The 13552-nt window shown below is 31.3% G+C and carries 9 protein-coding genes; 7 read left to right on the forward strand and 2 right to left on the reverse strand.

Going from position 1 to position 13552, the window contains the following annotated elements:
* Positions 1 to 88 precede the first annotated feature (88 nt).
* Complete coding sequence (locus OCU47_RS19320) at positions 89 to 4021, reverse strand: fibronectin type III domain-containing protein (RefSeq protein ID WP_261830200.1); 3933 nt, start codon at positions 4019 to 4021, stop codon at positions 89 to 91.
* A gap of 336 nt (positions 4022 to 4357) precedes the next feature.
* Positions 4358 to 4912, reverse strand: coding sequence for a L,D-transpeptidase (locus OCU47_RS19325; RefSeq protein ID WP_261830201.1), 555 nt, complete (start codon positions 4910 to 4912; stop codon positions 4358 to 4360).
* 463 nt (positions 4913 to 5375) lie between these two features.
* Here OCU47_RS19325 and OCU47_RS19330 point away from each other — a divergent pair, with 463 nt between their 5' ends.
* The 7 genes from OCU47_RS19330 (at position 5376) to OCU47_RS19360 (ending at position 13327) form a co-directional block, all read left to right on the forward strand.
* The gene (locus tag OCU47_RS19330) at positions 5376 to 7076 is read left to right on the forward strand and encodes a molecular chaperone HscC (RefSeq protein WP_261830202.1); all 1701 of its coding nucleotides are present in this window, start codon (positions 5376 to 5378) and stop codon (positions 7074 to 7076) included.
* Positions 7076 to 8683, forward strand: a complete 1608-nt coding sequence (locus tag OCU47_RS19335; protein ID WP_261830203.1) for a J domain-containing protein — start codon at positions 7076 to 7078, stop codon at positions 8681 to 8683. Before OCU47_RS19330 ends, OCU47_RS19335 begins: the two co-directional genes overlap by 1 nt.
* A gap of 84 nt (positions 8684 to 8767) precedes the next feature.
* Positions 8768 to 10525 (forward strand): J domain-containing protein, encoded by a 1758-nt coding sequence (locus OCU47_RS19340; RefSeq protein WP_261830204.1) that lies wholly within the window; start codon positions 8768 to 8770, stop codon positions 10523 to 10525.
* A gap of 186 nt (positions 10526 to 10711) precedes the next feature.
* Complete coding sequence (locus OCU47_RS19345; RefSeq protein ID WP_261830205.1) at positions 10712 to 11071, forward strand: PadR family transcriptional regulator; 360 nt, start codon at positions 10712 to 10714, stop codon at positions 11069 to 11071.
* Positions 11064 to 11777 (forward strand): hypothetical protein, encoded by a 714-nt coding sequence (locus OCU47_RS19350; protein WP_261830206.1) that lies wholly within the window; start codon positions 11064 to 11066, stop codon positions 11775 to 11777. The genes OCU47_RS19345 and OCU47_RS19350 overlap by 8 nt, the downstream gene beginning before the upstream one ends.
* Positions 11778 to 11832: 55 nt before the next feature.
* Positions 11833 to 12531: a hypothetical protein gene (locus OCU47_RS19355; protein WP_261830207.1), complete on the forward strand. Its 699-nt coding sequence runs from the start codon at positions 11833 to 11835 to the stop codon at positions 12529 to 12531.
* A 115-nt stretch (positions 12532 to 12646) separates the two neighbouring features.
* Complete coding sequence (locus tag OCU47_RS19360) at positions 12647 to 13327, forward strand: class I SAM-dependent methyltransferase (protein WP_261830208.1); 681 nt, start codon at positions 12647 to 12649, stop codon at positions 13325 to 13327.
* Positions 13328 to 13552: the final 225 nt, after the last annotated feature.

Below are 13552 nucleotides of genomic sequence, written 5' to 3' on the forward strand. Positions count from 1 at the left end.
AGTTTTTCAGTTAAAGATTATAAGAATATCTCACAGGATTCTTAAAGCAAATAAGCAAGTAATTCAACAATATAAATGAATTACTTGCTTATTTTTTATGTTTAAATCTTTTTATAATTATACTCGCAACTAATGAAGAAGTAAATAAAGTGAGTACTATTATTATAAGTTTCTTAGAATAACCCAAGGTAGTATTTTTAATAACATCTTTAGTAGAATTTTTTTTCTCTAAATCTTTTTTATCAGATATTTTAGAGTTTTCTTTTACTATATCTAAAGTGTTTTCTGATTTTCCTAAGTTAGAAGTAATATTATCTGAGTGTTTTTTTAATGTATAGTATGTTCTCTTTGTTGGAATTGGTTGTTTTGTGGTTATATTTGGTTTAATAGTTGGCAATGGATTTGACTTACTTGGAACTATAGCAGGAGTTGGCTTAGGCTTAGGAGTTGGTACTAAAGTAGTAGCAGTAATAATGCTGCTCCAAGTGCCTCCAATAGCTCTAATTCTGTACTTGTAAGTTGTGTTGCTATCCAAGCCAGTGTGAGAATAGTGAGTATCAGTACCAACGTTAAGAATTACTCCATTAACCTCAATCTCATACCCAGTAGTGTTAGCAACTGAGTTCCAGCTCACCTTAATACTATTAACTGTAGCAATAGCAGTTATATTAGTAGGAGCAGGAATTACAACTGGATCTGGAGGAGGAGGAGGTGGCAAGGTAGTAGCAGTAATAATGCTGCTCCAAGTACCGCCAATAGCTCTAACTCTGTACTTGTAAGTTGTGTTGCTATCCAAGCCAGTGTGAGAATAGTGAGTATCAGTACCAACGTTAAGAATTACTCCATTAACCTCAATCTCATACCCAGTAGCGTTAATAACTGAGTTCCAGCTCACCTTAATACTATTAACTGTAGCAATAGCAGTTATATTAGTAGGAGCAGGAATTACAACTGGATCTGGAGGAGGAGGTGGTGGCAAGGTAGTAGCAGTAATAATGCTGCTCCAAGTACCGCCAATAGCTCTAACTCTGTACTTGTAAGTTGTGTTGCTATCCAAGCCAGTGTGAGAATAGTGAGTATCAGTACCAACGTTAAGAATTACTCCATTAACCTCAATCTCATACCCAGTAGCGTTAATAACTGAGTTCCAGCTCACCTTAATACTATTAACTGTAGCAATAGCAACTATATTAGTAGGAGCAGGAATTACAACTGGGTCTGGAGGAGGTGGTGGTGACAAGGTAGTCCCTGAAATATCGTTACTCCAAATACCACCAACAGCGCAAACCTTATAAGTATGATTAGTATTGCTGTCTAAACCTGTATGAGTATAAGATGTGTTGTTTCCTATGTCAACAGGTGTACCGTTATCAATCTGAATTTTATAGCTTGTAGCTCCAGGCACAGAATCCCAACTTACTTTAATGCTATCAATTGTAGGTTCAGTATTTATATTTGTGGGAGCAAGTAATAGGGTATTGGCGGTAAAAACACTGCTCCAAGTGCCATCAACGGCCCTCACTCTGTACTTGTAAGCTGTGTTGCTATCTAAACCAGTGTGAGAATAGTGAGTATCAGTACCAACGTTAAGAATTACTCCATTAATTTCAATCTCATACTGAGTAGCATTTGTTACTGGATTCCAACTCAAATAAATATTACTAACATCGGAAATGGTGTTTATATTAGTAGGAGCGAATAAAAGTGTAGTAGATGGAATGTCATTACTCCAAATACCACCAACAGCGCAAACCTTATAAGTATGATTAGTATTGCTGTCTAAACCTGTATGAGTATAAGATGTGTTGTTTCCTATGTCAACAGGTGTACCGTTATCAATCTGAATTTTATAGCTTGTAGCTCCAGGCACAGAATCCCAACTTACTTTAATGGTATTGGTTGTAGGTTCAGTATTTATATTTGTTGGAGCAAGTAATAGGGTATTGGCGGTAAAAACACTGCTCCAAGTGCCATCAACGGCCCTCACTCTGTACTTGTAAGCTGTGTTGCTATCCAAGCCAGTGTGAGAATAGTGAGTATCAGTACCAACGTTAAGAATTACTCCATTAATTTCAATCTCATACTGAGTAGCATTTGTTACTGGATTCCAACTCAAATAAATATTACTAACATCGGAAATGGTGTTTATATTAGTAGGAGCGAATAAAAGTGTAGTAGATGGAATGTCATTACTCCAAATACCACCAACAGCGCAAACCTTATAAGTATGATTAGTATTGCTGTCTAAACCTGTATGAGTATAAGATGTGTTGTTTCCTATGTCAACAGGTGTACCGTTATCAATCTGAATTTTATAGCTTGTAGCTCCAGGTACAGAATCCCAGCTTATTTTAATACTATCAGTTGTAGGTTCAGTATTTATATTTGTTGGAGCACTCATTAAAGTTGTAGCTGTTGTAGTGTTGCTCCATGGACCAACCTTATCATTTAGTTTTGCTCTGATTTTGAATGTGTAGTCTGTATTACTAGTTAATCCTTTTGCATCATAAGCTAAGTCAGTTCCAACATTGATAGGTATATCATTATTAACTTGAATTTCATAACTTGTAGCGTTAGTTACAGAATCCCAAGCCACAGTAATATTATCTACATCGGAAGCTGTTCTTATATTTTCAGGTTCTAGTAGTATTAGGTTATCAGATATAGTAGTATAGTCTGGACTGTTTATATTACCTGCTATTGGATTAGAAAAATAACCGATTATAGTATTATGAGTTATGACGTTATTTTGATTTAAGTTATTACTTGGTATTTTAATTCCATTAAGGCAAGCATTATTGTTGTTGGTTATTTCATTGGAATCAATAATTGAACCAGATGCCAAATAATCTAGAAATATTCCTGAATTTAAGTTTGAATTCCAACCCCATATATTACGACCATTAGTTGCAGTAGCTAATCCAACGTCTGCAATTTTATTATTCAAAATCTTTAAATTGGTGGAATAAAGCAAGTATATTCCATCAAAGTCTACTTGGCTTATAGTGTTGCTATCTATAGAATCGTCTGGATTATTGGAATCATCTTCCAAGTTAGATATTTCTATACCGAAATATCTTGAATTAGTAATAGTATTATGACTGATTTTGAATCCATGAGCTCTATAGCTCGATGGAGTAGCTCCTTGATCATTTCTTACTACACAAATTCCAGATGCCAAAGTATTATCTATAGTATTATACATAATAGTATTATCGTAAGCAGGAACTGTACATCTAATTCCATTTGTATCTGAATTACTAATAGAGTTGTAGCTTACGTCAGAATTTCTACATAGATAAAATGCAATTCTATTACCAGTTATAATATTATTTGTTATACTTCCGTTTATTTGTTTTAAAAATACTAATCCATCTTTTTCAGAAGAGTTTAAATTAGAATGTATAATGTTATTTTGTATTACATTATGATCACTTAAATTTTTATTTTCAACAGCATCAAGATCAGTCACACCAATTCTTCCCCAAAATGTTACCGCTGAATTATTGCAAGAGCCATATATTATACAATCCTGAAGAGTAACATAATCTGCATCTCTAGAAGTAAAAGCTGCAGCACCATTTTTGTTATTTATAGTTAAGTTTGAAACCTCTACATTACTTCCTGTTACTTCTATATTATTATTCCCAGAGTTTAATTGTATAATTTGTGTGTGTTCTTTAGATTCCCCATAAATAATTACATTTGGACTGGTGATTCTTATACTGCTATTAAGGTAATAGTCGCCATTTTTTATATAAAATTTTGTTTCTCCTTCTGCCATTTTTTGATTAATAATATCGTCCAAAGGAGTAGTGGCTGTATCAGCAGGACTGATAACATACCATGATGAATCAATAGTGTAGCTTGATAAAAGATTTATATGAGTTTCTTCATTTTTAGAAAGTTTATAGCCATTATGAAGACTTTTATTTATTCCTGCATTTTTATCAGAGAGACCTATTAGAAGGGCTAATAGGCAAAAGATAACTAGGGATACAAAGCTTTTTTTTCTATTCAACATCATTCTCCTTTCATCAAATTATTAAATTTCAACAAGTTTAAAATGGTGTATATCTTCTAATTAAATTAATTCATATTTTACAAGTGAGCTATATTATCAAGTCTTAAAAATACATATTAATGTGATATGAAGAAATTTTATAGAATATATACGATATTAAGAAATATACTCAAGTTTATATTTATAAATATTTATCGGATGCAACCTCAGTAAGTTTATATTTATTTGCCAAAATAAAAGAAAAAAATTCTATATTCGACAAAGAAAATAGAATTTTTATTTAGATATATACTGTTTTATATTGATTGCTTTAATTTGACTTAAAATTGGCAGCTAATATGCATATGGTATATACACTTTTGTCCCATAAGTCATATAGTTATATATCCACTTTGCGTTTGAAACTGCTAGTCTTATGCAGCCATGAGATGCAGGTTTTCCTAAAGTCCAATCTACAACTTTATAATATCTGTTCATTGGTAATCCATGAAACAAGTAATTACCGCAGAACTGAGTATAATATTTTCCACCTTGCTGATATTTTGAACTGAAAAACCAAGAACCTTTTGCTTGAACTGTAAATTGTCCTGTTACAGTTTCTTTTCCACCAGGTAATCCACCAGAACAAGTGAAGGAGTTAATCAAACTCCAGTGTTGATACTTCCCTTTAAATACATATACTGTTTGAGGTCTTGATTTTAAATCTACGTAGATTAAATATTTTGTCTTTGAAGATAATCCTTTACTGTTAACTAACTTTTGAGCATTAATCTTTCGTTGAGCAGTACTTATTGTAACTGCACTTACATCAGTAGTGCTTAAATAGTTTGTTATAAGTAGTAAGGATAGAAATAAGATAAAAACTGATTTTTTTGTGATATTTCTCATAGTATGTACACCTTTTTAAAATTATTTTTGTTAATTTAAGTAATATTAGGAATGATTTATATAAAAAGATTCAATATAATATAAATTTGTGTTTATATTATATTGAATTTTTTTATTCTTTAGGAAATTATAATAAAATCAAATTTGTAGATAACTTATAAAAAGGCTATTTGATTAGGTTTAGTATGGGAAAAGAATAAAAAAGAAATTATACTGATCTGACAAGTTTATCTTGAATTTGTTCTAAAAGGCACATGCGTAAAAAATCTGTGGATTCGCAGTTGCCTGAGATTTTTTTATTATAACATGTCCATATATACATATCAAACCTTATAAATATAAAAAATATTGGCATTAAGTAGTTGCACAATAGTTGCTGATAATTAATGGTAACAGTATAATGATTATATATAATTGAAAAATTTGAAGATATTAGCCATAAAATGTGGGAGGGATAAAAGTAATGACAACTATTGGAATAGATTTGGGAACAACAAATAGTCTTGTGGCATATTGGACTGAAGAGGGAGCAAAGATAATACCAAATATTTTAGGATCTAATCTTACACCTTCTGTTGTAAGTGTTGATGAAAATAATGAAATAATTGTAGGACAAGTAGCTAAGGAGCGTCTTATCACTCATCCTCAATTAACAGCATTTGCATTCAAAAGATATATGGGAACGGAAAAACAGTTCCATTTGGGTAAATATTCATTTTCTTCAGAGGAGCTATCCTCCTTTGTTTTGAAATCTTTAAAATCAGATGCAGAAGCATTTTTGGGAGAAGAAGTAACAGAAGCAGTTATAAGTGTACCAGCTTACTTTAATGATGCTCAAAGAAAGGCTACTAAAAAGGCAGCTGAGCTTGCAGGTTTAAAGGTTGAGAGATTAGTTAGTGAACCAACAGCAGCAGCTATATCCTATGGACTTCATCAAGAAGAATCAGAAACTAAATTTATTGTTTTTGATTTAGGTGGAGGAACCTTTGATGTTTCAATCTTAGAGTTATTTGAAGGGGTTATGGAGGTAAAATCCATAGCTGGAGATAACTTTTTGGGAGGAGAAGACTTTACTAACATCCTCGTATCTTATTTTGTAGAATGTGAAAATATAGATGTAAATTCTCTTGATTATAAGGGAAAATCAGCTCTTTATAAGCAAGCAGAACTATGCAAAAGAGCTATTACTAGCAATGAAAAAGGGATAATGAGCTTTAGATTAAATGATGAAAATCATGAGAAAATTATAACTCCACTAGAATTTGATAAATTAGTGGTACCACTTTTAGTAAGATTACGCCGTCCCATTGAAAGAGCTTTAAGGGATGCAGAGCTTACTCCAAATGATTTAGATGCAGTAATTCTTATAGGCGGTGCTACAAGGATGCCAGTAATTAAGTCAACTGTAGGAAAAATATTTGGAAAGTTACCTTATTCAAATATAAATCCTGATGAGGCAGTAGCCTTAGGAGCAGCAATTCAGGTTGCGTTGAAGGAAAGAAATGAATCGTTAAGTGAGGTTATATTAACAGATGTATGCCCTTATACTCTTGGAACAGGAGTAGTGAAGAGGATTGATAGAGATAATTATGAGTCTGGTTACTTTTTGCCTATAATTGAACGCAATACTCCTATACCTGTGAGCAGGGTAGAACGTCTTAGTACAGTAAGAGATAATCAGACAGTAATTCAAATTGATATTTATCAAGGTGAGAATCGTCGTGTTGATGGAAATATTAAGTTAGGAGAATTAAGTGTAAAGGTTCCACCAGCAAAAGCTGGACAAGAGCAAATAGATATTAGATATACTTATGATATTAATGGAATATTAGAAGTGGAGGTTATAGTAGTTAGTACTGGCATCAAAGAGAGAATAGTTATTGAAAAGAATCCTGGCAGTATGTCAAAAGAAAATATAGAAAAACGATTAAAGGATCTAGAAAATATAAAAATTCACCCTAGAGATAAAATGGAAAATAGATTATTACTTGCTAGGGGAGAACGTCTGTATGAAGAATCTTTAGGAGAAAAACGTGAATTTATAGGTGATTTATTACAGAAGTTTGAAGCTGTTCTTTCTCGCCAAGATGAACGAGAAGTTAAAAAGGCAGCACAACAATTAAAAGAAACTTTAGAACAGTTAGAGGGATGGTTTGATTATTAATGGATCCGTGGAAAGTACTAGAAATTGAACCTACAGGAGAAACATCAATAATTAAAAAGGCCTATGCGAAGAAGTTAAAAATATATCATCCCGAAGATGATCCAGAGGGGTTTCAAAGGTTAAGAGAATCTTATGATAGAGCATTAAAGCTAGCGAAGAGTTATAAACAAAAAGAAACTCAGAATAATAGTCAAGTTGTAGAAAGTTCAGAAAAGGAGGCTTCTATACAACAACAAACTATAAATAACGAAGACAGGCAGCAGATGATAATTAATGATGAGGGTATATCACAACAAGAAATTAAAGTTTCAGATGGGTTTGAATTATTTGAACAATTTTTTGATTATTTAGAAGAAGATAACATTATACCTAAAGTAAAATTACCGCTGCATAATATTTTAGCAAATGATATAGAAGAAGAGAACATTATACCTAAAGTAAAATTACCGCAGCATAATATTTTAGAAAATTATACTCATGAATTCAACAAACTTCATAGAGAGCAACAACTAGTTTATAGATTTATGTATAAGGTTGAGAGGCTATATCATGATTTCTTTGCAAGAATTCAAGAAGAAAATTGGATTCGGCTTTTAGATGATGCTATAATGTCGAATTTATATTACAAGGAATCGATAAACAAGGAAATGTTGGAGTTTTTAGTTTGTAGTCATAATATACCACAAAACATTTGGGTACTTTTAATTAATAGTTTTCATTGGGATGAGCAACAAAAGGAGATCTATTCTCGTTATTCTAAAGAATATGCTAAGCTTATGTTTAGAAACTTAAGTAATGAGATGTTGCCACGCTATTGTTACTTTAGCAGTAGAGATAAATTCAGTCATGATAAATATTTAGAAGCAAGACAAAAAGCATTTGATGCATTGGAGCAAAACAAGTTAACAGTGGCATGGAAATATATTTATATTGCCAAAGAAATATATTTAGGTGACCCTGACTTATGGTGCATGGAGGCTGAATATCATTTAAAAGCAAAGGACATAAAAAAGGCAAGGATAGCTTTTGAGAAAGCAGAGCAAATAAATCCAAAAGATATGGATACTATTTTTTATAAAGCTCAGGTTATGTATAATAGTAGAAGATTTAGTGAGTCTATTAGCATATGTAAGCAGATTAAAAATATAAATCCTTCAGATTTTAAAGTGCTTTGCTTAATGAGCAAATCCTATGTAAAACTCAAGAGATGGAAGAAGGCAAGAGAGGTTTTGGAATATAACTTAAGCATTAAGCGCGATGATATTGAAACTAAGAGAAGCTTTATAGAATTGGCAAGGGAACTTGAAGCTAGTTTGAAAAGATATCCTCTCAGTTTGGAAGTTAGAAAAGAGTTAAGAGCTGTATATAAGTTTATTGGTGAATCTAAAAATTCAAAGATATTTCAGACAACATCTGGTACAATTACAGAAGGTATAATACTTAACAAACGTTGGGCTTATTTTATAATGGTAATTGTTATAATAGTTGTAGTTCCATTAATTAATGGACCAACATTAAATCATGCAGTTAAATATGTTAAAGCATTAGTAGGAATAATAATACTTACACAGTATGTTCTGAATGCTATTAGGAAAAGAAAAAAATAAATTTAATAATAAAGAAGGTGGTAAAATTAATAGGATTTTACCACCTTTCTCTACAATTTTGAATATGGAATGTTGTATTAATGTTTGCAAGTGGAAGTTACAGTAGTTAATACAGGGATTGAAGAGAGAATAGTTAATGAGAAGAATTCCGGTAGTATACCAAAAGCAAAGATAGAAAAGAGATTAAAAGGAATTTTAGCACAGTTAGAGGGGAGGCAATTATTAATGGATCCATGGGAGATGTTAGGAATTGAACCTACAGGAGAAGCATCAATAATCAAAAAGGCCTATGCAAAGAAATTAAAGATATATCATCCGGAAGATGATCCAGAGGGATTTCAAAGGTTAAGGGAATCTTACGATAGGGCATTAAAGCTGGCAAAAAGCTATAAACCCAAAGAAGTTCTGAAGGATATAGAAATTGTAGAAAATTTAGAAAATGAATGTGAAATACAACAAGAAACTATAAATAATGAGAATGAGAAGGAGAAAATAATTAATGATGAGGACATCTCAGAACAAGAAATTAAAGTTTTAGGTAAAACTCAGTTAATTGAACATTTTTTTGATTATTCAGAAGAGGAGAATATTGTCCCTAAAGTAAAATTACCGCAGCCTAATATTTTAGAAAATGGTATTGATGAAGCCGATAAACCTCATAGTAGATGGCAGCTAGTGTATGAATTTATGAATAATGTTGAGATACTATATGATGATTTCTTTGCAAGAATTCAAGAAGAGAGTTGGATTCAGCTTTTAGATGATGCTATAATGTGGAATTTAGATTGCAAGCAATTGTTAAATAATGAAATGTTGGATTTTTTGGTGTATAGTCATAACATACCACAAAATATTTGGACACTTCTAAATAATAGCTTTCACTGGGACGAGCAGGAAAGGGAGATATATTCTCGTTATTCTGAGAAATATGCTAAGTTTATGTTTAGAAACTTAAGTAATGAGATGTTACCGCGTTATTGTTACTTTAGCAGTAGAGATAAATTCAATCATGAGGAATATTTAGAAGCTAGACAAAAAGCATTTGATGCATTGGAGCAAAATAATTTAACAGAGGCTTGGAAGTACATTTATATAGCAAAGGAAGTATTTGCAGGGGACCCGGATTTATGGTGTATGGAGGCTGAATATCATTTAAAAGCAAAGAACATAAAAAAGGCAAAGATAGCTTTTGAGAAAGCAGAGCAAATAAATCCAAAAGATATGGATACTATTTTTTACAAAGCTCATATTATGTACAATAGTGGAAGCTTTAGTGAAACAATTAGCATATGTAAGCAGATTAAAAACGTAAATCCTTCAGATTTTAAAGTGCTTTGTTTAATGGGAAAAGCATATGTTAAGATTAGACGCTGGACAGCAGCAAGAGAAATTTTAGCGAATAACCTCAAAGTTAAGCCAAATGATATGGAGACAAAAAGAAGCTTAGTTGAATTAGCGAGAGCCCTTGAGATAAATCTTAGAAAATATCCTTTAAGTTTCAAAATGAGAAAAGAATTAAAGCGCGTATATACGATTATTGGGCAACCTCCCAATTTAGCTATATTTAAAATAACACCTAAGGGAATTCTAGTTTCTATTTTTCTTATTTTTTCAAGAGATAAAGATAAAGGTGTGAGAGAAAGAGGATTAGCATACAAGATAATTATAGAATTAATAAAATTTATTTTTTGGGCAAGTATTTTGATAGGGGCATTATTATTAATCCTTGGTTTGGTTTTAGGCAGTAGAGGGGGAATATTAATTGTTGTTTTTCTAATTAAAAATTTTTGCTTTAATGATAATAGAAATAGTTGGAGGGGATGGAAGGGTTGGAAGAAGTAAAACTGCTCAATTTTGAGCAGTTTTTTATCTACTTGTGGTTATTAAATGTAATGGTTCGCATTCAGAGGTTAAAATAATTTCATACTAAGAAATTTTTACATAAAACAACTTATAAATATTTACAAAGGGCATAATTACTATTAGAATATATTTAGCAATGCTAAGTATATAAGGAGATGAACTTTTTTGTCAGAGATTGATAATCAACTAAAGAAAGGAACATTAGCCATAATTGTTTTGAAATTAATTAGTGAAAAAGATATGTATGGTTATGAAATAATTCAGCTATTAGATAAAATTAGTGAAGGATACTATAGAGTGAAGGAAGGTACATTATATCCAATACTATACAGACTTGAGGATAGTGGTTGGATTGAAAGTTATAGAGTTATACCAGAAGAGGAAAGAAAGATTCCAAGAAAATACTATAGAATTACTTCGGCTGGTAGGGAAGCACTTAAGGAACAGATAAATCTATGGATTTATTTTGGTAGAGCAACAAATAAAGCTTTGAGCATTAAGTTTGGGAGTGATATAAATGAGTAGTGAGTTTAATGATTATATAGATAGAGTTATAGGAAGCATAGGAGTGACAGGAAGAAGAGAAAAGCAAATTAGGGAAGATTTAATATCATCTCTTATAGAAAAGCAACAGAGTACAGGAGAGAGTGATCCTTATAGTTTACTAGGTAATCCTGAGGATGTTGCGGAAGAGTTTAGGGAAAATTTAGAGCTTAAGTCAAGAGGAGTGTATTACAATGGGTTTAGATATCCATTTGAGTATATATCAAAAACAAAAGTTTTTGGCATTCCGCTTGTTCATGTAAATACAAATCCATTTGGTGTAGCTAAAGGAATATTTGCAGTTGGAATTACATCAATAGGAGTTTTTAGTTTTGGAGCTATTTCTATAGGTGTATTAAGCTTTGGAGCAATTGCTTTAGGGATTTTAGTAGCTATGGGAGGTGTGGCTCTTTCAGGTATATTATCTATGGGAGGAGCAGCCATATCATATACTGTAAGTTTAGGGGGATTAGCAATTGCAAAGTATATATCTATAGGTGGATATGCTAGTGCTGACATATCTATTGGAGGAGTGTGTAATGGTATAGTAGCTGCATTTAACCAGCATGGAACTGGACAGTATATGTTTAAATCTCCAGCGAATCCAGATGAAGTTGTAGCTGCAATAAAGAAAGCTAAACCTCATATGTGGAAATGGGTTATAGAGTTGATAAAAAATCTACTATAATGTATAGACCAAAAGAGATATCAAAGATAAACCAAAGAAGGGAGAGTATCGAACAATGAAAAAATTTAAACGTTATTTAGCAGCTTCAGGGATATTATTATTTTTATCTTTTGTAATGTTTTTAGTACATTATTTAATATTTGGGCAATTGGAAAACACTTTATATTATTCTTTGATGAGTTTATGCTTTATTCCAATAAACATTCTTGCTGTTACTATTGTCTTTGAAAGTTTGGCTCAAAAACGTATTCGAGCAGAAAGGATAAGCAAGTTAAATATGTTGGTTGGATTATTTTTTAGTGATATTGGGTTTTATCTGCTAAAGTTAATAGTAGCAGGAGATGAAAAGGTGCAAGCTTTGGATTTGGATTTCAATGATCTAAAAACTTGTAGAAATAAGTTAAGTAGTCATGATCATGAGGTTAATTTCTATAAAATAGACTATCCTGAGCTTAAAAGCCTTGTAATTAGTGGCAGGGATATGTTATCCAATCTTATAAGTAATGAGAATATTTTAGAGCATGAGACCTTTGCTAACTTGCTTATGTCATTAATGCATTTAAGAGATGAAATTATGTTTATACAGCATAAGGAATTAACAACAGAGGATTGCAATCATCTTAGAGGAGATCTTATTAGAGTATATAAAGAATTAACTTTTCAATGGATAAATTATCTTGAACATTTAAAACAATTCTATCCTTATCAATATAATAGTGCCATTAAGTTTAATCCTTTTGCTGCTAGCATATAAGAAAAATATGGTGTTTCTTTTGCTCTTATTTATTTACTAAATAAATAAGAGCAACTCATATGTTAAAAAACATGTTAATATAAACATGAATTATTGTATTTGTGGGGGAGAGCATATGAGTATAGAAAATAATGAGAGTTTTGATTTAGAAGAAATGGGTAGCTTTTTTGATAAAAGAGTCGATGGATATGAAGAACATATGATGAATGAAGTTGATGGTGCTGACAGATATTATAAGGAAACAGCTAAATATATTCCTGAGGGTAATGAAATAAAATTGTTAGATTTAGGATGTGGGACAGGTCTTGAATTAGAGGAAATATTTAAGGTTAATCCTACAGTTAGTGTTACAGGTATAGATCTGTCAACAAAGATGTTAGAAAAACTTACACAAAAGTATAGTTCTAAAAAAGAACAAATTACATTGATTAATGGGTCTTATTTTGATGTGGATTATAATAAAGAAATATACAATGCAGCTGTTTCGGTTATGACATTGCATCATTTTACTCATGATGAAAAGCTAAATATATACAAGAAGATATATGATAGTTTGATTTGTGGGGGAATATATATTGAGACAGATTATACAGCATTAGATCAAGAAGATGAGAATCATTTCTTTGCAGAGTTAGAGCGTATAAAGGTTGAAAATAATATAACAGAAGGATTTTACCATTATGATACACCTTGTACAGTTGAAAATATAATAATGTTGTTGAAAAAAGCAGGGTTTAGTAATCCGGAATTAAAATGGAGATTTAACGGTACCTCAATTATAGTTGCACAAAAATAAAGTTTAGATTTCTTTGAATATTTAATGATTAGATATTAGAAATAAGCTGGTGATATAAAGTCACCGGCTTATTTTTTATGAAAGATAAACACTAATATATAATTAAAGAATTTGTTTAGATGTATATAAAAATAGATTGACAAAAAATAAAAATAGGGATAAAATTTAATTAGATAAACATAGAAATAGATTCGCAGGTATAATTCTAAATAATATGAAATAGAT

Source organism: Clostridium sp. TW13 (assembly GCF_024345225.1).
Classification (GTDB): Bacteria; Bacillota; Clostridia; order Clostridiales; family Clostridiaceae; genus Inconstantimicrobium; species Inconstantimicrobium mannanitabidum.

Excerpts from the sequence above, each read along its gene's own strand:
- OCU47_RS19350 (WP_261830206.1), top strand. The coding sequence starts at position 11,064 with ATGAGTAGTGAGTTTAATGATTATATAGATAGAGTTATAGGAAGCATA.
- OCU47_RS19335 (WP_261830203.1), top strand. The coding sequence starts at position 7,076 with ATGGATCCGTGGAAAGTACTAGAAATTGAACCTACAGGAGAAACATCA.
- OCU47_RS19355 (WP_261830207.1), top strand. The coding sequence starts at position 11,833 with ATGAAAAAATTTAAACGTTATTTAGCAGCTTCAGGGATATTATTATTT.
- OCU47_RS19360 (WP_261830208.1), top strand. The coding sequence starts at position 12,647 with ATGAGTATAGAAAATAATGAGAGTTTTGATTTAGAAGAAATGGGTAGC.
- OCU47_RS19325 (WP_261830201.1), bottom strand. The coding sequence starts at position 4,912 with ATGAGAAATATCACAAAAAAATCAGTTTTTATCTTATTTCTATCCTTA.
- OCU47_RS19330 (WP_261830202.1), top strand. The coding sequence starts at position 5,376 with ATGACAACTATTGGAATAGATTTGGGAACAACAAATAGTCTTGTGGCA.